Here is a 20,715-nt window from a genome sequence, read left to right on the forward strand (position 1 = left end):
TAAACATCGCAGTGTCGTAGCATGGGAATGACACTTAAATTACTGTTCTTATCAAAACTTGACATTTGGGCTATTTAAAAAAAATGAAAAGACCAAAGGCAACATCCTCTGATCTTTTCTCACGGAGATATTTAACATCTTTGTTGAGATGTATGGAAATTCTTTACAGGCGTCTGGATGTCCTCTAAGATTTCTCAAAAGAACCGCCTATAGTAAATTTCTATCACTGCACATTTATATTATCGGTGAGGCTTAAAAAAACTTTAATTGGAATTTGGAAAAAATTTTTTATATAGATTTATGGATTTTAAAAGTTCAGTGTAAATTAGATTGGAATATCTTATGCTGTAAAGTTTTTTTTCTGCTTCAGAATTATTTGGGATTTTTTCTGAAAGGGAATCAAGCTGCCTTTGCGTAGGGAATACAAGGGCTGCTGCGTCCTTTGCGGAAGACGATGAAATTTTTTTATCTATTTCATTGAGCTTGCTAAAAACTTCTGGAATTGCAAGAGAAGAGCGGAGCGCTTTATTGCAAAGATTGATTCCTTTTTTTGCAAGGGATTCAAGAAGTTTTAAATTTTCACAGAACTGACTTTTCTGCTGTTCAAAAGAAATTTCTTTTTGCTTTGATAATTCTTTTTTATTTTCTTGAGCTTTTTCAAAAAATATTTTTCTTTCTGCTGTTATGACTGGCTTTAAAAGAAAATCTTCCACGTTGAATTTTTCTATTCCGTTTATTGCAAGGCTTTCTGGCGTAAGTGAAAATGTTCTTATTCCCTGTGCGGCTGCGGTTGTGCAATTTTTTTCAAACCACCATGAAAAAAACTGCATTTTTTTATCTGTTAAAATTTCATTTCCGTTGTAGTCTTTTGCATAAAACGGAGCAGCTGAAAATAAAGTTTCAATATTTTTTGTTTCAGAAGTTTTTGTTCGGCTGCTTTCGCAATGAATTTTTTCTTCAAACTTTGAGCCTCTGACATGAGTTTCTTTGTTTGGAAAGCCCAAGTCCATTCCTGCTAAATAAATTTCAGAAGTTCCGCACATTCTTGCAAAGTCCCACGCTGTTGTTGTTACGCTTCCGCCGGCTGCAAGCAACCCTTTTTTATTAGTATTATTTTCAAAAAATTTTCCAATTGGAAACATTGAAGAAAAAAGAACAATTTCTTTGCACTGAAATCTAAACACAGAAGGGTAAACTGCGATTTCTGTAACAAGAATGGATTCAGGCGATTTTAAAAATTCAAGATGGAGTGAACAGTAATATTGCGGATCGGCAAGAATTATAAAATCCGGCTCAATGTTAAATTCCAGGCACGAATGGAGAGCAGTGTCTACGCAGACAATTATTGCTCTGTCTTTTATTTCCTTCAAGTGCGGAAGAATTTTTTCTAAAGTCGGACCTGCTGCTATAATTACAAAAGGAATTCCACTTGCTTTATTTAAGAATTTATTTACTCCGTCAAGCTTTTCAATGTAATCTAAATTTTTGCAGCTGTTGCTTAGCCAAAGTCTTGAAAACTTTTCGAGAGTGTTTGTGTTGACTTCTTCCTTTTGCTTGTTTTGAAATATTACGTTTTCAATTGAATCAAAATATTCCTGTTTGTGCGCAGTGTGGGATTTTGTTTTAAAAATATGAGTTTTAGAATAAGAGCAGTTTGAAATTAATGCGGCGGTTTGTTCAACTGAAGCTCCAATTATAAAAATCAATTTTTTATGTTCAAAAACTGGAGACCAGTCTATAGCGTTTAATGCGGAAAAAAAAGATTGTGTGTCTTCTTCGATTATAATTAAAGTTGGCTCTGGAAATTTTTTTGCAAACTCTATAGGTCCGTATCCTAAGCCAAATCCAAGAAAAATCGCAGTGTCTTTTTTTTCTGAGTCAAAACCGTTTACAAGACTGTCAGCTTCTTTTTCAGGATTGTATTTTGAATGCAGCAAAAGATTTTTTCTTTTTGCACTCAGGCTTCCGTTTTTTGCAGTTTCAAATTCGATTTCATTTGAAAACTTAACTTCTAGTGAATTTGAAAGTTCTGGAAAACGCCTTTTAAACAAAGAATAATTTTTATTCCAAATCGAGTTCAATAGTCATATTCTCCGTTATCGGTGTTCCCGGTTCTGGGCTTTGTGCGGCAACCCAGCCTTCGCCTTTTATTACAAAGTTCAAGTCATCTCTTGCCAAAAGCGGAATCAAGTCTCTTTTTGGACGACCTGTAAAATCCGGCACAACCTTTCCAATTGAAAGCGGCAAATTTTCTTTTATTGTAATTCGGCCTGAATGCTCAAGACTTGCGGCTCCTTCTCGGTTGATTCCAAGATGATCGATTATTTCATCAGCGGCTTTTGCAATTACTGGAGCTACGATTCTTCCTGCGTAAGTTTCACCTTTTGCTTTTTCAATAACGATATACAAAACAATCTGCGGATTTTCGATTGGAAAAATCGCCATGCAGTTTGAAAGAAAATCTGTGTTGCTATATCCGCCGTTCACGGTATCTGCCATTTGCGCAGTTCCGGTTTTTACACCAATTGAAATATCTCTTAACGAAGCTCTTGTTCCTGTTCCACTCTTTGCTGTTGTTTCCATGCAGCTTAAAAGATAGTCCGCAGTTGAGCTTTTTAAAACACGGTTTCCGTAAGTCGGCTCATGTTCATATTCAGTTTTTCCATCGATGTCTGCTATTTTTTTTATAAATGTAAGTTTTATCTGAACACCTTTGTTTGCAAGAACGGTTGCGGCCTGAACCATTTGCAGCGCGCTTACACTTATTTCCTGGCCGATTGACATTGTGGGCTTGCTTCGTGCAGACCAGTATCTGTCATTCTGATTTTTTACTGAGCCTCTGGTTTCAGACGGAAGTTCGACGCCAGTTCTTTCTCCAAATCCAAACCGCCTTATATAAGATAAAAATTCTTCAGTTGTTATTTTTTCGCTCATTTGCGCCAACGCGTCATTGCATGAATATTTTAGTGCGCTTCTTGCGTTAAGCCAGCCATGGTGGTCAAGACAAGTTATTCTGATTGTTTCGCCTGATGAAGTTCGTCTTTGATAAATTCCATCGCATAAAAAACTGTCATCAGCAGTAATTGATTTTGAATCAAGAAATGATGCAACTGAAAAAATTTTAAATACGCTTCCCGGTTCGTAAGCTGTAACAGATGCTCTGTCTGTCATTTCCTGCGTTGAAGCGGAAGAGTATTCATTTAAATTTGCAGATGGCAAACTTATGTATGAAAGTATTTCTCCGTTTTTTGCATCAGCGGCAATCAGCATCAAACTTTCAGCCTGAGTTTCTTCCATTGATTGCTTTGCAATTTTTTCAAGCTTATACTGAAGTCCAGAGTCAATTGTTAAGTAAACATTGCTTCCGTGGATTGTTCCAGTTGCGTCAGGATTCGGCTCTGGGGAAAGAATGTTTTGCTTGGAATATTCAATTCCGCTCAGTCCTGTTCCGTCATCGCCCATGTAGCCAATTAGCTGGCTTGCTAAAGAATTTTCAGGATAAAGACGACCGGGAATTTTATCAAAGCGGGTGAAATTGTAGTAATTATTTTCATCAATTATTTTTATAAGCTCGTCGTATTGTTCTTGGGAAATTTTTTTCTTGATGTAAATGAAATTTGCATTTTTAGCATTTTGAATTTTTTGCGTTATTTCCTGTATTCCCATGTTTAATGGTTCGCAAACTTTTTCGGCAAATTCATCTGGAGCTTTTATGAGTTTTGGAGTTACAACGAAATGATAAAAATTTGTCTGGACTGCAAGCGGCTTTCCGTTTCTGTCTGTAATTGAACCGCGCTCAATTGTTACTGGAGCTGTAATTGTTTTTTTCTGCGGATAAAAAGCCAGCTTTACAAATTTCACATAAACATAAACCAGCCCGACTGCGCATATAAAAAAAATAAATCCAATCCGGAATTTATTAAAAAAAACACTCATTTAAAAATCACCTTGCCCAAAATATTTTTCTGAGCCACAAAGCCGTAAGTTCTTGAGTCAATTGAGTTTTCAAAATTATCTCCTATTGCAAGAATCATTCCTCGTGGAACACAAGGGCTGTTTTTTATCAGATTATACTGAAGTTCTGTAAGCGAGTAATTTTTTTCTCCTACGTGCAAAGTATATCCTGAATCTGATGAATATTCTAGGGATTCGCCTTCTGTGGCAACGCACCTTTTTACAACGAGATTGTTTTTATAAAAATAAATTACAATATCGCCAGTTTTTGCATTGTTCCATCTGAGTAAAGTTGAATTGCCGAATGGATTTACGATTCCGTATGAAAGTTTGCAGACTAAAATTTTTTCGTTATCGTGAATTGCAGGTTCCATTGAAATGCCTTGCACTGAAAGAATATCAAAGACAAAAATTTTTATTACCGCTCCTATAAAAATTCCTGCGAATATGTATTTCCAAAAAGTTGGTTCTTGTGATTTATTTTTCATTATTATATTCATCGTCAATAATTGCTAATATCAAAAACTTTTTTTGTCGATATTGAAAATATGGAAATAATAAATTGCCTGGAATCTTCTGGCTTTAGAAAAAATACTACACACTTGATTCGACACAATGTTTTGCGCAGTGCTCGTGCTTCAGCAAAAACAGTTTATAGAACACGCAATGTTTTTAGCTCAAATTCAGTTAGAGCAGATTTTAATATTTTCTCGTTGATTCAGAATCTTCGCGGGCAGATTGGAGTTGCCGGAAAACGGATTAAAATTGCTTCCCGGTTTGCATGGCTTGTTCCGGTTGTGCTTTTGTGCATAGCTTCGCCTTTTTTTGTTTCCAAGTTTATTTCTTTTTCTGAAAGCTTTGCAAAAAATATAAATCTGAATCCTGTTTCAATGGATGAGTTTCAGGCTCTTGATAATGCGATGAGCGAATTTGCTTTTGACCGGACTTCATATTTTGACAGCGAAGGAAATATTTTTTCTGAAGACGGAATTAAAGTTGAGGCTAATTCAATTCTTTTAAAACAGCCTGTTGTTTTCCAAAATTACACGGTAAAACCGGGAGATACGATAAGTGGAATAAGTTCAAAGTTCGGACTTTCAAATATTTCAACATTGATTGCTGTAAACAATATCGGAAACGTCCGCTCAATTTATGCAGGCCAAAAACTTTCAGTTCCTTCTGTAGATGGTCTTGTTCATTCGGTTTTAAAAAATGAAACGCTTGATTCTATTTCAAAAAAATATTCTGTTGCTGTTTCTGATTTGCTTGATATAAATGACTTGTCATCTGAAAAATTGCAGGAAGGACAGAAAATTTTTATTCCAGGCGCAAGGCTCGACAGCAATTCTTTAAGAAAGGCAATGGGAGAACTTTTTGCAAATCCGCTGAAAATAAAATACAGACTTACTTCAAGATTTGGTTCGCGCGCAGATCCGTTTACTGGCGTTGCATCCCATCACACTGGAATTGACATGGCTTGTCCTACAGGAACTCCAATTTATGCATCCATGAGCGGAAAAATTGCATATACAGGATTTTCTTCGGTCTTTGGAAATTATGTGATTATAAATCATTATGACGGCTACCAGACTTTGTATGCGCACATGAGTAAAATTATTGCGAAAAAAGGCGAGGTTGTTAGCCAGGGCGCGAAGATTGGACTTGTTGGAAACACCGGATATTCTACTGGTCCGCATCTTCATTTTACAGTTTATAAAAATTCAAAGCTTGTAGATCCGCTTACAGTTTTAAAATAAATTTTAGAGGAAATTTATATGAACAGAAATTTCAAGTTGCGCAGTTTTGCTTTTATAGTTTTCTTTGCATTAATTTTTCCAGCTTTTTCTCAGATTGAATTTGGCAGTTTGGATTTAAATAAAGAAGATTTTCTTATATTTTCCGCCGGACAAAATATTCCCGGAACGCCTTCTTACAAGTCGCTTTTTTTCACTCAGCTTGATGAACAGAAAATAAAAAAAGAGCCTGTGATTTTGACTTGCTTCCCGGAAAAAATGGAGCTGCTCAACGAAAATAAAATTCTTCAGATTAGAAACAGATACGGAACTGCAAAATATTCTGTTGAAGATAAAAATTTAAAATGGACTTCTCTTGCTTTTGGAATTCCAGAAAACTACAGCCGGGCGAATTTAATTTCTGAAAGTCCTAATGGAAATTATTTTTGCTATGTAAAGAAAACAAAAAACACAACTGGAAAACTTTTGGTTGTTGACTGTAAAACTTATGAAGAAAAAATTCTTCTTGAAAAAACTCCGTTCAGCTACAAGTCCATAAATGCAAAATGGTCGCCAGACAGCAAGTTTCTTCTTTATGAAAAAGATGGCTGTGTATATTTTATAACTCCTAGCGAACTTTTCAAAAAAATAAATTTGCCTGAAAGCTATAGAAAAATTGGAAATGGCACAATCGATAATGTTCAGTGGACTCAAAATGGAAATATAATTTACGTTTCAAATGACCTTGTTTTTTTAATTGAAGAAAATGAGCTTTACACAAGAGGTCTTTACGCATCTCTCATTGGAAGCGGAAAAATTATCGGACGAATTCCAAAAGCGTTTGATCCGCTAAAAGATAAATTTTGGACAAATGAAGACGGAACAAAATTTGCGATAGTTTCAAGTAAAAATGCTCTTTATATTTATTCTGCTACAGAAAACGATGAACTTAGCTATTTAAAGCCGGAAGGAGTATTTCCTTTTTCACAAATAGACGGAAGCAGCTATGATTTTAATATTTTCTGGAGCGGAACATCTTCACCAGTTTTGTGGTGCGATTCTTTTTCTTTTGAAAATCCAAAAAGAGTCAGCTATGCTTATTCTGTAAAAGAAAAAATGGAGCTTTTGTTTAAAGCTGAAAATTCTATTTCTCCTGTTGTTTCGCCAGATAGAAAAAAAATTGCTTATACAGATTCTGGAAAATTTTTTGTATATGATATTTCTGCGCAGAAAAATATTTTGTCAAAGCCAGAGGAAAAAATTGTTTCGGCTGCTTGGAACGGAAATTTTTCAATTTATATTGGCGGAGAAGAAACTGTAAAGCTTGTAAATTTCCGTGGAGATGAAAAACTTCTTTTCCTCTCTTCTGCCTGCCAGCCATATTGGAGCAATGGGAAAATTTTGTGCAAGTCTGAAATTTCAAAGGAAACATTTGTTTATGAGGCGGACAAAAATACTTGGAGAACAATCTTGCCGTCTTCTACAGAAAATTTTTCACGGCTTGAAAAAAACGGAAGGTACAGAGTCTTTCTTGGTTCTTCAGTGAATTCAAAATTTTCAAATTCAATTTATGTAAGATCTCTTTCTGGAAAAACAAAAACATATTCTGTTTATAAGGAAACTGAAAAATATTCAGAGCCTCTAAAAAAAGCTTCTCTTGTTTTTGACGCATTGAAAAATTCAGAAGGACTTGCAGAAGTTCTTTATACACTTGATGATTTTAGAGTAAAGGGAACTTTCTTTTTGAACGGAGAATTTATCCGACGTTATCCGCACAAGGCAAAGCAAATTGCATTTTCTGGAAATGAATGCGCTTCAATGTTTTTTAGTTGCGCCGACTTGCTTGAAAATAATTTTATAATTGACAAGGATTTTATTCAGCGTGGACTTGCAAGAAATGAAGATGAATTTTTTACTGCGACAGGAAAAGAACTTTCGCTTTATTGGCACGCTCCTTTTTATCATTCAAATCAGCTTATGAAAAATGCAGGCGCAGAAGCTGGTTATAATTATGTTGAAGCTTTTAACAAATTCAATGATAGAATTACATTTGAAGAAAGCAAGAAAAATGGAAATGAATATTTGGATGCCAGTTCGCTTGTTGATTCTCTTGCTGAAAATCTTTATGACGGAATTGTAATTCCAGTTTCGATTGGAAATATGGACGGAACACGCCGCGATTATCTTTATGAAAAATTGGATTTGCTGATTTCTTCGATTTTAGAAAATGGATACGAAATTGTTTCGTTAAAAGATTTGCATTAAATTTTTATCTGCATTTCTTGCGCTTTGAAATGACTATTTGACTAAATGTTTTCAATAACGTAAAGTTAAGTATGTTTGTGACTAACAAGTGCCAGTGCAAGGAATGTCAGAACCCTGCGCTTTCTGTAATCCGCGACAATGAAATTATTCCGCACGAGCCGGGCTTTTGCTTTGAGCATACGGAAGATAAAATTGGTCATCTTACATCGCTGTTGAACTATATAAATTCACATGAAAAAATTATCGGACTTTGCGCTTACGGAATATCCGTGAACGGCGTTGATCTTTCAGGCAAGAAATTTTACGGCTGCAATTTTCAGCATTCAACATTTTCAAACATACATTCAACTGGCTTAAAATTTAAAATATGCACACTTGATTTTTCAACATTCTCAGACTGCGATATGTTGAACAGCGACATTCAGTTTTCTTCTTTTTCCGGTTCGAAATTTATTCACGTGGTTTTTACTGGAAGCGATTTGGTTCATAACAATTACAACGGAATAACTGCTTACCAATGCAGCTTTGACGATTCGGATTTTTACAATAGCCGTTTTATTCGCGCAATTCTTATGAATACATCAATGAAAAACTGCAATCTCAAAAAAGCGATATTTTATAATTCCGCAAGAGAGCACGTTTCATTTAAACTTTCAAACACGCGGGAAGCTTTAATTGACAGAAACAAAAGCGGCTTGATTGAAGACTTTTCAGAATCTGAAGGAGAAGAGGAGTTATGAAAGTTTATTTTCATTTGTGCATAGACGGATTTACAAACAGCTATACAATTTTAAATGAAAATCCCGATATAAAAGAAGCGATTATTGTTGACCCAGGAAAAATTGATATGGAAACAATAAATTTAATTGAAGAAGGCGGCTACAAATTATCTGCGGTTTTAATTACGCACAAACATACTCACCATATACAAGGTCTTAGAACTCTCAAAAAAATCTATACTCCTGTAGTGTATGCCGCTGATGCTGGAATTTACGGAATGGATTGTTCTATTTTAAATGGAGACGGAATTATAAAGATTGCAGGTTTTAATGTTGAGTTTTTTTCTGTGCCAGGACATTCTCCAGACAGCATGGTTTATAAAATTGAGGATGTGGTTTTTACAGGCGACACTTTGATTTCTGGAGTAACGGGAAGCACTTTGAGCCAGTATTCCCATAAATTGCTTTGCAAAAAAATTAAGGATAAAATTTTTTCACTTCCAAATAGAACTGTTGTTTTCCCTGGACACGGTTCTCCAAGTACTATTGAAAGTGAAAAGCAATTTAACATTGATTTAATTTAAAAACTAGTCCAGTCTTTGAACAAGCGCGACTCTTCCGCAAGCAAGCCCCCAATTATCAAAAGCGTAGCTGTTTAAAATTTCTGCCGCATCAACAAAAGCCTGTGCGTTTGTGTTCCTGATATATTCTGCGCTTTCCGGCTGAATTCTGTTTACTGAACCGCGTCCTGCAAGTTGAAGAAAATAATTTCTTACATTTGAAAAAGACTGCTGCATTATGTAAGCCATGAATTCATTTTGCATTAAATATTCATTGTTTGTGTCATATCCAAGTCCCGGCTGCGTTTCCCAAAATTTCTTTAGAAAATTCAAAGAGTCTTCGTCAAACATATTGTAGCAAGTTGCAACGAGATTTCTAAAACTTTCGTCAGTAAAATAAATTCCGTGCCAGCTTTCATGCGCCATAAAAGTATGCCTAAGATATTCTGGAGATTCCCTGCTGAACGAAACGACTGCGCCTTTTCCGGCTTTAAATTCATCTTTGTCTTTTTGTATGATTTTATTTGCAATCAGAATTTCTTTTAAAATTTCTTCATAGCTGTTTATTTGAAAATTTTCTTGCTCAACTAAAGAAAAGAAATTTGCCAAGTCATCGGCCTTATAGTCGTGCGCATTGTAGCCGTGCTTATTTTCCACAAAGTCATCAGAAACCAAAGTTCCCTTGTATCCGGCTTTTTCAACAAAATATGCGATTCTTGTAAAAAATTGATTTTGAATTTTGTAATCTGCAAAATCGAAAAATAAAACTCCGGGGAAAAGTTCCCATTCAAAAAGCTCGTAGTCATTTCGTCTCCAATTTTTTTGTGGCCAGTTGTTTACAAGACCCAAGTCTGTTTTCAATGGAAATAAAACTTTTCCATTTGTGTCTTGCGCAAATACTGAATCCGAAGACTTCATTATAAGTTTTTTTACAAGCTCTTTATTTTCTTGCAACTCAATTTTTTCAAAAGGACTTTTTAATGCTGAAGTTTGCAATGTTTTTGAGTTTTCATTTTTTGAAAGCCGTATTGAAAATTTTTCTTCGCCTGCTGTAACTAAAACTCTTTTCTGATTTTTAAAAATGCCGATGTCGTTTGGAGCTGAAATTCCAATTTCAATTTTTGGCATTATGCGTGTTGGAATATTTTGATCTGGAAAAAGATTTTTTGCATCACTGAAATCCGCAGAATTAAAATCCCATTTTATTTTTCCTCCGTTTGGTCCAAATGCAAAAAGCGGAATATTTTCATTTTCCCAGCCAAGCGCCGCTTCTGTTATCTGCGCTTCTGTTACTTTGAATTTTACATTTCCGTATACAAAAAATCCGGCTGGAACAATATCATTTTGTGCAATTGAAAATACAACTCTAAAATCTTCGGATTCAAAGTCCGAAAAATTTCCGGTTATAAGTTTTCTTGAATATATTGACGTTTTTAAAGTTCCGTTTGAAAAATCATCGTCAAATAAAAAACCCATTGCAAAAACATTTTCCATGGATTTTGAAATTGAATTTTTTGAAAAAGAAATTCTTACAGAAAGGCCTGCGCCTGATTTTTTATAGCGGACATTGCTAAAATGTGCCTTTTGATTCTCTGTGAATTTAAAAAACATATATTGTTTTTTATGTGGGTTTGATATTTTTGCTTCTTTCGCAGCTTTGTTTAATGCAATTAAATTTTCGCCGCTCATTCCAATTGAAGAGTTTCTAGCTTTGAATGCGCAAGATGAAAATGCAATAATCAAAAACAATATTGAGGACTTAAAAAAGAATTTCTGCATGAAAACATACTAAACTTTTTTTTTACTTTACGCTACACTGATAAAATGTTTGCCTTTGTTCCAGGAAAAGACGCGCTTTTGTTTCTTGCAAAAATTCAAAAAAAAATAATTTCTGTTTTTAATTCAAATTGCTCTGCGGAATTTTTTGCAGTTCCTGTTTTTCCGCTTTGGGCTTTTTTTAGTTTTCCTTTTCCGGAAAAAATAATTTCCTGTGAATTTCTTGAGCCGGTTCTAAAAGATGAAAAATTCATTTATCCAGTAAAAATATTTTTCTTGAAAGATGAAAAAGAAAATATAATAAACCTTGAAATTGTATTTGGAAAAATTCTTGGGAAAATAAAAAGCAGTCTTGAATTTCATCTTTGTCCAGACGAAATAAAAAACTGCTTTCCATATAAAATCAGAGTTTTTAAAACCGGAAATGTTTTGGTTCAAGACAACAGCTGGCAGTTGTTTGATGAAAAATGGTGCAAATGCCAGCCGCTTTCTTAAAAACTATCGCATTACTTTTTCGCCGCGGTCCATTGCAATCAGACCGGACTTTAAAAATTCAAGAATTCCGTAAGGCTCAAGAAGCCGCTTTAATGAGCTTATTTTTTCTTCGCTTCCGGTTGCTTCTACAATCAATGCGTTTTCTGAAACGTCAACGATGTGGGCGCGGTAAATGCTGCAAGTTTCGATGATTACGCCTCTGTTTTCTCCGGCGGCCTTTACTTTTATAAGGGCTGTTTCGCGCTGGCAAGTCGAAGAAGAGTCGCAGTGTTCAATAGAAATAACTTCAACAAGTTTTGAAAGCTGTTTTTCAATCTGCTCAAGAATATATTCATCTCCGCGAACAACAATTGTCATGCGGGATTTTTCAGGATCTGCTGTTTCGCAGACTGTAAGCGAATCGATGTTATATCCGCGGCGGCTAAAAAGTCCAGACACACGGCTTAATACACCTGCATGGTTTTCAACAAGAACAGAAAGCACATATTTTTTCATTTCAAACTCCTATAAAAAATCAATGAGAAAATGTTATTTTCCTAATTCAGAATAAATTCCAAGAAGCCGAATTTCTTCAACTTTGTTCGAAAGTTTTTCCATTAACGATTTTACATATTCCGCCGCATTTTGATTTTTAATTTCAGCGTCCGCATAGAACCAGTATCTCCATGGCTGACCTGCAATCGGGCGAGACTCAAGGCGTGTCATGTTCAGTCCGCAATCGTTGAAAACTCCAAGCACATTGTACAAAGCTCCCGGCTCATTTTTTGTCTTAAAGATAAAACTTGCCATGTTTGCAGGAACATTCGCTTCTTTTGCGCCTTTTGGCTTTGCAGTGTGGTTTGCCTGAATTACAACAAAGCGCGTAAAGTTTCCCGGATCATTTTCAATGTCTTCTGCAAGGATTTCGAGTTTGTAAAGTGAAGCGTTGACTGAACTTGCGATTGCTGCGTTTTCCTTTGAATTTTTTTCTGCAACAAACTGGGCTGCTGTTGCTGTGGAAACTGCATCTATGAAATTCCAGTCTTTGTGTTTATCTAAGAATTTCTTGCACTGGCTCAATGCCTGCGGATGCGAATAAACATTTTTAATGTCAGCAATAGTTGCGCCTTTTATTCCAAGCAAAGCGTGTCTGATATTTAAAGTTACGGCACCTGCAATGCTTACGTCTTCAAATCTGCTGAAGTTGTCGTAGTTTTGGAACACGCTTCCTGCAAGGCTGTTTTCAATTGGAACCATTCCGTAGTCGGCTTTTCCATCTACAACGCTTTGGAAAATTTCTTCGAATGAATCAACTGAAACGGCTTCCACATCATGCGAATCGAAATAGCGTGAAATTGCCTGTTCTGCATACGCGCCTCTTTTTCCACTGTAAACGCAGACAATTTTTCCGTTTGATTTTTTTTGTCCTGAATGCACAACAGAAGAATTTTCTTCTCTGATATGGGCAACTGATTTTCCGATTACAGGCGCAAGAGCTTCAATGTCATGCATCATTTTGTCGAACTGGGCAGGAAGCATAGACTGTGCTCCGTCGCTCATCGCTTTTTCAGGATGATTGTGAACTTCTACAATTATTCCGTCTGCTCCGGCTGCAATGGAAGCAAGTCCCATGGAAGGAACTTTGTCGCGGATTCCAACGGCATGGCTTGGATCTACAATAATCGGAAGGTGAGTGAGAGAACGCAAAACTGGAACTGCGGAAATATCCAGCGTGTTGCGTGTTGCGTGCTCAAACGTTCTTATTCCGCGCTCGCACAAAATTACGCTGTCTGTTCCGCTTGAAAGCAAATATTCCGCGGACATCAAAAGCTCTTCCAATGTTGCGGTGTAGCTTCGCTTTAAAATTACAGGCTTTCCGATTGCTCCAACTTTTTTTAAAAGATCAAAGTTCTGCATATTCCTTGCGCCAATTTGGTAGACATCAACATAGTCTTTCATCAGCGGAATAAGAGATTCAGAAACTATTTCTGTAACAATTGGAAGTCCGTATTTTTCTCCAGCTTCCTTTAAGTATTTTAATCCTTCTTCTCCCAAGCCCTGAAAACTGTATGGAGATGAACGCGGCTTGTATGCTCCGCCTCTAAGCATGACTGCTCCACTGGAAGCTACGGCGGCTGCAATTTCCATCATCTGATCGCGGCTTTCAACGGCGCAAGGTCCTGCAATGGAAACAACGTGCTGTCCGCCTATTCTTATTATTTGTCCGCGATTGTTTGGAACTTCAATTATTGTGTTTTCTTTTTTAAATTCCCGGCTTGCAAGTTTGAACGGCTTGCTGATTGGAATAACATTGTTTACGCCCGGCAGAAGTTCAACTTCCCTTACATCCATAGAAACTTTTCCTACGGCGGCAATAATTGTGTCTTCTTCCCCGACGATTTCATTAAGCTTGAAATTTTTTTCTTTTAAAAACTGGCAGATATATTTTTTCTGTTCTTCAGTTGAATCTTTCTTTAATACAATAACCATTTCAAGAAAATCTAGCACAAACAGTTGAATTTTTCAATTCCTGCTTTTGCGTAAAAAAAGCCACTGCCGGTTTTATTCCCAGCAATGGCGTGGTTTTTATTCAATTGACAGTCATTCCCATGCTACGACATGGGAATCTATTTTGTAACTTTTCAATAGATTATCAACCGAGTTTCTTTCAGAAACATCGCAGGGTCAAGCCCGATAATGACATAGAAGGTATTTTGAAGACATTTCAATTATAGTAAATATTAGCTGTGGCTGTTCCAGCTTACGGTTCTAAGAATGTCCCCAAAGACACCTGCCGCCGTAACTCCAGCACCTGCGCCGTAGCCACGGACTGTAAGCGGAATCGGTGTGTAGCGCGCTGTGTGGAATACAAATGCGTTTTCTCCGCCACGCACTCCAAAAAGCGGATCTTCTGGTCCGACTTCAAGCATTCCAACAGAAACTTTTCCGTCTTTTATGCTTGCTCCCATTCTAAGAACTTTTTTGTCTTTTCTAAGCGAAGCCATTTTTTCTTCAAAGTAAGAATCCAGTTCAGGAAGCTTTGCAAGAAATTCTTCTACAGAACCTTCGAGAGAAAATCCTTGAGGGAAAATTGAACGCATTTCAATGTCTTCAAGTTCAATGTTCATTCCGCTTTCACGGGCAATGATTAGAGCTTTTCTTGCAACGTCAGTTCCCTTTAAGTCGTCGCGTGGATCCGGCTCTGTGTAGCGCAGCTGTTTTGCTTCAAGAACTGCCTCGCTGAATTTTTTGCCTTCATCAAGTTTTCCAAAGATGTAGCTCAAGCTGCCGGACATGATTCCGTTGAATCCTGTGAGCTTGTCGCCCGACTTGAACAGATTCTGCAAAGTGTCAATGATTGGAAGACCTGCGCCAACGTTTGTTTCGTACAAGAATCTTACGTGCATTTCATTTGCAGTGTCGCGTAACTTTTTGTAGAAATCCATGCTCATTGAATTTGCTCTCTTGTTTGGAGTTGCAATGCTCATTCCGGCCTTGAAAATATCAAGATAGCGTTCAGGCAAATCGTAGCTTGCAGTGCAGTCAACAAAAATCGGATTGATAGGCTTTGTTTCTTTTACAAAGTTGATTATTTCATCAAGGTTTGTCTTTGTTCCGTTTTTCTTAACTTGATCTCTCCAGTCGCCAAGAGAAATTCCTTCCGCATTGAAAATCATTCCGTCGATATTTGCAATTGCCATAACGCGGATGTCAATTCCCTGCTCTAAAAGCATTTTCTGTTGCTCGCCAATCTGGTCAAGCATTGTTCCGCCGATTGTTCCAGCTCCGAATGCAAAAACCTGAATTGACTGAACTGTGTTAAAGAAGAACTGGTGAACAACGCGCACTGCCATGTCTCCGTCTTCTGCCTTTATTACAGCTGAAATTGAACGTTCGCTTGAGCCTTGCGCAATTGCAAGGATGTTTACGTCGCGGCTTGCAAGTGAATCAAAGAAAGTTCCCGCAACGCCTCTTTTTTCTTTCATTCCGTCGCCGATTATTGAAACGATGGCGCAGTCAGATTGAACCTTTATAGGATTTATGAGCTTTGTTGAAATTTCAAGTGAAAATTCTGATTTAAGAACATCCTGAACTTCATTTGCAAAAGCTTTGCGCACGCAGAATGAAATAGTATATTCAGAAGATGACTGAGTAATCAAAAGAATTGAAATACCTGCATTGCTTACCGCAGAGAAAATGCGGGCTGCCATTCCCTTGCGTCCTTTCATCCCGGAGCCGCTTACAGAAATCATTGCGCAGTCTTTAAGACAAGAAATTCCGCAGACAGGGCCTTTCTTTGCAGAATTTTCAAACGGGCCTTTTCCGATTCTAGTTCCGCGCGCAGAAGGATTGTGAGAGTTCAAGCTCCAGGCTTCAATTCCTTTTGCCGCAAGAGGCGCAAGTGTTTTTGGATGAAGAACTTTGCTTCCGAAGAATGAAAGCTCCATTGCTTCTTCATAAGTCATGTCGTCTACAAGAACAGCGTCCTTTACAACTCTTGGGTCTGCTGTGTATATTCCATCAACGTCAGTCCAGAATTCAACTTTAGAAGAGCCAAGGCAAGAGCCGACAATCGCCGCGCTAAAGTCAGAGCCGTTGCGTCCTAAAAGTCCCATAACAGGCTTTGCGCCAGTTCCAGAAATCCATGAGCAGATAAATCCCGGGAACAAAAGAATTTGCGCCAAAGGTGCTGAACCGTCCCTGTAGTCAGCAAAAGCGTCCGCGCAGTGAGCGTAGTCTGGCTCGCCTTCTTTTTGGTCGCCGGTTGTATAAATAAATTTACGTGAATCCAAAAGCAGAACGCTCTGTTTTTTTGCAAGAAGAACTGCTTCAACAATCGGAGCGCAGATTAGTTCGCCCATGCCCATAATGCGGCAATGAACGGTGTCAGGGCATTCTCCAAAAACTGTAAGACCTGCAAGAAGTTTTTCAAGTTCAGAAAACAACGGCTCAATTTTTGCGTTTACGGATTCTGTGCTGAATTCTGGCAACGCTGATTTTATTTCCGCGCAAATGTCCGCATGAATTCTACGAAGCTCGCTTACAAAAGATTCAGCTGTTCCGCCGGAAGCGCAGCCGTCAATGGCAGTTTGAAGCTTGTTTGAAACTCCTGCAACGGCACTTACAACAACACTGATTCTGTCAGACTTTGCACGTCCGACCATAATTTCCACGCTGTCAAGAATACGGCGGGCAGAACCCATGCTTGTTCCGCCAAACTTTAATGTAAGCATAAACATCCCCTGCTTAAAAAAATATTTCGTTATACTACCATTAATAGAATGAAAATTCAATTGAGGATATTTTGAGTAAAAACACGTTTTTTATGCGGATTGTTGAAGGTGTTTTGCCGTTTTGTTTGTAAATTCCCGCGTTTTGCTCTAAACTAAAACCATGCTCACTAAAGAAAATTTCGCCGATGTTTTAGTTCATCTTGGATTTACAAAAGAAAACAATATTTACACAAAGAAATTTGAGAATGTCGGCTGCGTTTTAAAGGCCGACTTTGCAAACGAAAAACTGATTTATCCTATTGAAAAAGGCTTTGCCGTGAACGACGGAACTACGAGCAATTTTCTTCACGACGAGAATTTTGTTGTCTTTGAATGTGTGGCCCGCCTTTTTGAAAAAGGCTACCGCCCGGAACATATCGAGCTTGAGCCTAGATGGTCGCTAGGGCACGGCGGAAAAAGCGGAAAGGCAGACATCTGCGTAAAAAACAAGGACGGCTCGCCTTATCTTTGCATAATCGAGTGCAAAACTTTCGGCTCTGAATACAAAAAAGAGCTTTCAAATATGAAAGAGTACGGCGGACAGCTTTTTTCTTACTGGGAGCAAGAAAAGGCGACTAAATGGCTGATTCTCTATGCAAGCGATTTTGTTTTGGATTCAGGCTCAAAAGGCAAAAAAATAATAACTTCAATTTCCACTGTGAACTGTGCCGACGACCCGAACCTTTTGGAGCTTTCAAAAGACGAGAAAAACGACACGAAGTATAAGCTTTACAAGGACGCCACAAACGCAAAGTCGCTTTTTGAAGTCTGGAAAGAGACTTACGAGCAGAAATTCTTGGGCGACATAATTTTCAACGATGACACTGTCGCTTACGACATTGGCGTGCTTCCCCTCAAAAAGAAAAATCTTGCTGACTTTACGCGCGACGCAAAGATTGTGAACCAGTTTGAGGAGATTTTGAGGCACAACAACGTCTCTGACAAGGAAAACGCTTTTAATCGCCTTATCGCGCTTTTTATCGCGAAGCTTTACGACGAGAAGAAAAAGACTGACGACACGGAGGTTGATTTTCAGTACAAGAGCGGCACCGACACTTACCAGACAATGCAGGACCGACTCCAGCGGCTTCACCACGACGGAATGAAAGAATTTATGAAGGAAGAAATTTTTTACGTTTCCGATGACTACGTGAAAAATGTCCTGAAAACTTCGCTCGGAGAAAACAGGGAGCAGCTTGAAAAAGAGCTGAACGACACAATTACAAAGCTTAAATTCTACACGAACAACGATTTTGCTTTTAAGGACGTTCACAACAAGACGCTTTTTTATCAGAACGGAAAAATTCTTGTTGAGATGGTCGAGCTTTTCCAGAATTATAAGATTGTCGATTCAAAAAATCTCCAGCTTTTAGGCGATATGTTCGAGCAGCTTTTGAACAAGGGCTTCAAGCAGAACGAGGGCCAGTTCTTTACGCCTGTTCCAATCACAAGTTTTATATGGAAGTGCCTTCCGCTTGAAAAAATTATTTTTGACGGCGAGAAAAATGAAATCCGCTATCCGAAAGTGATTGACTACGCCTGCGGTGCTGGGCATTTCTTAACCGAAGGCTTCGGTGAAATCAACAAGACAATAGAAAATCTCAATCTAAAGCCAAAATCTGGCTGGGAGCGCGGCTGCATTTACGGAATCGAAAAGGATTACCGCCTTGCGCGCGTTAGCAAAATCTCGCTTTTCATGCACGGCGCGGACGAGGGAAACATAGTTTTTGGCGACGGGCTTGACAACCACGAGAACGAAATCACAATCAAAAACGGAATGTTCGATATTCTAGTTGCAAATCCGCCGTACAGCGTGAGCGCGTTCAAGAATCATCTTGAGCTAAAAAACAACAGCTTTGAAATCCTTGACTATATCTCAAAAGACGGAAAAGAAATCGAGACGCTTTTTGTTGAGCGGATTGCGCAGCTTTTAAAGCCGAAAGGAATTGCCGCCGTTATTTTGCCAAGCTCGATTCTAAGCAATTCAAGCGCAACGTACATAAAGGCGCGCGAGGTGATTCTAAAGAATTTTGCGCTTCATTCTATCGTGCAGCTTGGAAGCAAGACTTTCGGCGCGACTGGCACAAACACCGTTGTCTTGTACTTGGAGAAAAATGACGAGCCGCCTGTAAAAAGCCTTGCGGCTAAAGACAGCGTCTCCGCGATTTTCAGCTCAGATGATTTGCAGGTTGCCGCCGACAAGGAAGTTTTTGAGAAATACTGCGCGCACATTCAAGTTGAAAAGGAGGATTACATAAAATTTTTGAAAGACGCGCGGAAAAACGCGGACTGTTCCGCTTACAAAAATCACAATTATTTTGGAATGTATTTTTCAGATTTTGTTCAAAGCTTAGAATTCAAGACAGCCCAAAAGCAGGACGAAAAACAGAAGCTGAATTCTGAAAAAAACGGAAATGCGGACGCGAACGTAAACGAAAACACAAGAAAAGCGTTTTACAGGTTTGCGCGAAAAACAGAAGAGGACAAAATTTATTATTTTTCGCTTTGCAAAAATCAGAAAGTGCTTGTTGTAACTGCGCCAAATGACAACGCTGAACAGGAAAAATTCCTGGGCTACAGCTGGAGCAACCGAAAAGGCGACGAGGGAATCAAGCCAAAATACGAGAAAACAGAAGAAAAATGCGGGCTTTTGTACAACAAAGACGATGAGGAAAACACCGTTTCGCGCTACGTGAAAGACAGCTTTTTAGGAATCTACAGAAGCGAGGGCAAATTGCAGAAATATCTTAGCGTGTGCGCTTTGCCTGATATGCTCGATTTTTCACGCGCAGTTTTTGACAAAGCTATAAAAACGAACGCAAAAAGCAAAAGCGCAGAGACGGAAATAAAAAGCAGGTTTAAGACAAAATCTCTTGAGCAAATTTTGCTTCCTGTTGAAGGAAAATTAACGAAAATAGAGCAAAAGCAAATCATGCAAGAAGGAAAATTTCCTGTAGTTACCCAAGAAAGCGAAAAATTTATTTCTGGCTACACAAATGAAGAAAACTGCGTGACCGACTTGCCTCTTATTGTTTTTGGCGACCATTCATGCACTTTCAAATATGTTGACTTTCCGTTTGTGCGCGGCGCGGACGGAACACAACTCCTAAAGACGAACCAGAAAGAAATTCTGACAAAATTCCTGTATTTTTATCTTCAAACTATTCATATTTATAATTCTGAAAAATATGAACGGCATTTCAAATATCTTAGAACGATGAATATCCCGCTTCCGCCGCTTGAAGTTCAAAAATCGGTTGTCGCAGAGTGTGAAAAGCTAGATTTTGAATGCGAGAACGCAAAAAACGAAATCGAAAACTGCAAGAATCAGATAGAAGAGATAATGGCAAATGTTCAGGGCGAAAAGAAAAGATTAGGAGAGATTGCTCTGTATGCAACAAAAAGAATCGCCTATTCAGAAATCAGAGCGGAAGATTATGTTTCAACTGACAATATGCTTCAAAAATGCGAGGGTGTAAAAATTTATGACGGCGTTCCGAATATTGAAAGCGTGATTGAATACCAAAAAGATGATATTTTAGTCTCGAATATCCGTCCTTATCTTCGGAAAATTTGGCTTTCTGACCGGAGCGGCGGCTGTTCCCCTGATGTCTTAGTTTTTAGAAATTCTGACCAGAAAAAACTTGATTCTAAATTTTTATATTTGTCGCTCTGCCGGGATTCTTTTTTTGATTTTATGATGAGCGGTAGAAAAGGAATAAAAATGCCTCGCGGTGATAAAAATACTATTCCTAATTTTTTTGTTTCTGTTCCTCCAATCTCCGAGCAAAAGAAAATCGTTGCAAAAATCTCAGAGCTTGAGCAGAAAATTTCCGCCGCAAAAGCCGTAATCGCCGCCTGCCCTGAAAGAAAATCCGCCGTGCTAAAAAGCTGGCTGGAGCAGGCTGTTTTTCAGTGATAAATAAAGCAGTAATATCGCTTTTTTCCATGAATGCTTGTT

General features: G+C 38.0%; 13 protein-coding genes. 6 read left to right on the top strand and 7 right to left on the bottom strand.

Annotated features, from left to right (window positions below):
• Positions 1 to 263 precede the first annotated feature (263 nt).
• The 3 genes from B3209_RS07500 to lepB are packed head-to-tail and all read right to left on the bottom strand — an operon-like array spanning position 264 to position 4,442.
• A complete protein-coding gene (locus B3209_RS07500; protein ID WP_296690324.1) occupies positions 264 to 2,051 on the bottom strand; it encodes a motility associated factor glycosyltransferase family protein in 1,788 nt (595 codons plus the stop codon).
• Positions 2,052 to 2,061: 10 nt separating this feature from the next.
• The gene (locus B3209_RS07505; protein WP_296690326.1) at positions 2,062 to 3,936 is read right to left on the bottom strand and encodes a penicillin-binding protein; all 1,875 of its coding nucleotides are present in this window, start codon (positions 3,934 to 3,936) and stop codon (positions 2,062 to 2,064) included.
• A complete protein-coding gene (gene lepB, locus B3209_RS07510; protein WP_295797866.1) occupies positions 3,933 to 4,442 on the bottom strand; it encodes a signal peptidase I in 510 nt (169 codons plus the stop codon). Before lepB ends, B3209_RS07505 begins: the two co-directional genes overlap by 4 nt.
• Positions 4,443 to 4,502: 60 nt before the next feature.
• Here lepB and B3209_RS07515 point away from each other — a divergent pair, with 60 nt between their 5' ends.
• From B3209_RS07515 to B3209_RS07530, 4 genes are all read left to right on the top strand, one after another.
• A complete protein-coding gene (locus B3209_RS07515) occupies positions 4,503 to 5,711 on the top strand; it encodes a peptidoglycan DD-metalloendopeptidase family protein (RefSeq protein WP_296663342.1) in 1,209 nt (402 codons plus the stop codon).
• An 18-nt stretch (positions 5,712 to 5,729) separates the two neighbouring features.
• A complete protein-coding gene (locus B3209_RS07520; protein WP_296690327.1) occupies positions 5,730 to 7,952 on the top strand; it encodes a polysaccharide deacetylase family protein in 2,223 nt (740 codons plus the stop codon).
• Between the two features lie 71 nt (positions 7,953 to 8,023).
• Positions 8,024 to 8,692 (top strand): pentapeptide repeat-containing protein, encoded by a 669-nt coding sequence (locus B3209_RS07525; RefSeq protein ID WP_296663346.1) that lies wholly within the window; start codon positions 8,024 to 8,026, stop codon positions 8,690 to 8,692.
• Entirely contained in the window at positions 8,689 to 9,255 is a 567-nt protein-coding gene (locus tag B3209_RS07530; protein ID WP_295796587.1) for an MBL fold metallo-hydrolase, read from the top strand. Before B3209_RS07525 ends, B3209_RS07530 begins: the two co-directional genes overlap by 4 nt.
• Before the next feature lie 3 nt (positions 9,256 to 9,258).
• Here B3209_RS07530 and B3209_RS07535 read toward each other — a convergent pair whose 3' ends face one another.
• Positions 9,259 to 11,010, bottom strand: a complete 1,752-nt coding sequence (locus tag B3209_RS07535) for a hypothetical protein (RefSeq protein WP_296690329.1) — start codon at positions 11,008 to 11,010, stop codon at positions 9,259 to 9,261.
• Positions 11,011 to 11,055: 45 nt separating this feature from the next.
• Here B3209_RS07535 and B3209_RS07540 point away from each other — a divergent pair, with 45 nt between their 5' ends.
• On the top strand, positions 11,056 to 11,502 hold the full coding sequence (locus B3209_RS07540) for a hypothetical protein (RefSeq protein ID WP_296690331.1): 447 nt from the start codon (positions 11,056 to 11,058) through the stop codon (positions 11,500 to 11,502).
• 3 nt (positions 11,503 to 11,505) lie between these two features.
• Here B3209_RS07540 and ilvN read toward each other — a convergent pair whose 3' ends face one another.
• From ilvN to thrA, 3 genes are all read right to left on the bottom strand, one after another.
• Complete coding sequence (ilvN, locus tag B3209_RS07545) at positions 11,506 to 11,997, bottom strand: acetolactate synthase small subunit (RefSeq protein ID WP_296011508.1); 492 nt, start codon at positions 11,995 to 11,997, stop codon at positions 11,506 to 11,508.
• 33 nt (positions 11,998 to 12,030) lie between these two features.
• Positions 12,031 to 13,971 carry a 3-deoxy-7-phosphoheptulonate synthase gene (aroF, locus tag B3209_RS07550; RefSeq protein ID WP_296690333.1) on the bottom strand — a complete coding sequence of 647 codons (1,941 nt, stop codon included), beginning with the start codon at positions 13,969 to 13,971 and terminating at the stop codon, positions 12,031 to 12,033.
• Positions 13,972 to 14,222: 251 nt separating this feature from the next.
• Positions 14,223 to 16,715: a bifunctional aspartate kinase/homoserine dehydrogenase I gene (gene thrA, locus B3209_RS07555; protein WP_296663361.1), complete on the bottom strand. Its 2,493-nt coding sequence runs from the start codon at positions 16,713 to 16,715 to the stop codon at positions 14,223 to 14,225.
• 160 nt (positions 16,716 to 16,875) lie between these two features.
• Between thrA and B3209_RS07560 the strand changes: the two genes are divergently transcribed.
• On the top strand, positions 16,876 to 20,673 hold the full coding sequence (locus B3209_RS07560; protein WP_296663363.1) for an N-6 DNA methylase: 3,798 nt from the start codon (positions 16,876 to 16,878) through the stop codon (positions 20,671 to 20,673).
• Positions 20,674 to 20,715 lie beyond the last annotated feature (42 nt).

Source organism: Treponema sp. UBA6852 (assembly GCA_002449305.1).
Lineage (GTDB): Bacteria > Spirochaetota > Spirochaetia > Treponematales > Treponemataceae > Treponema_D.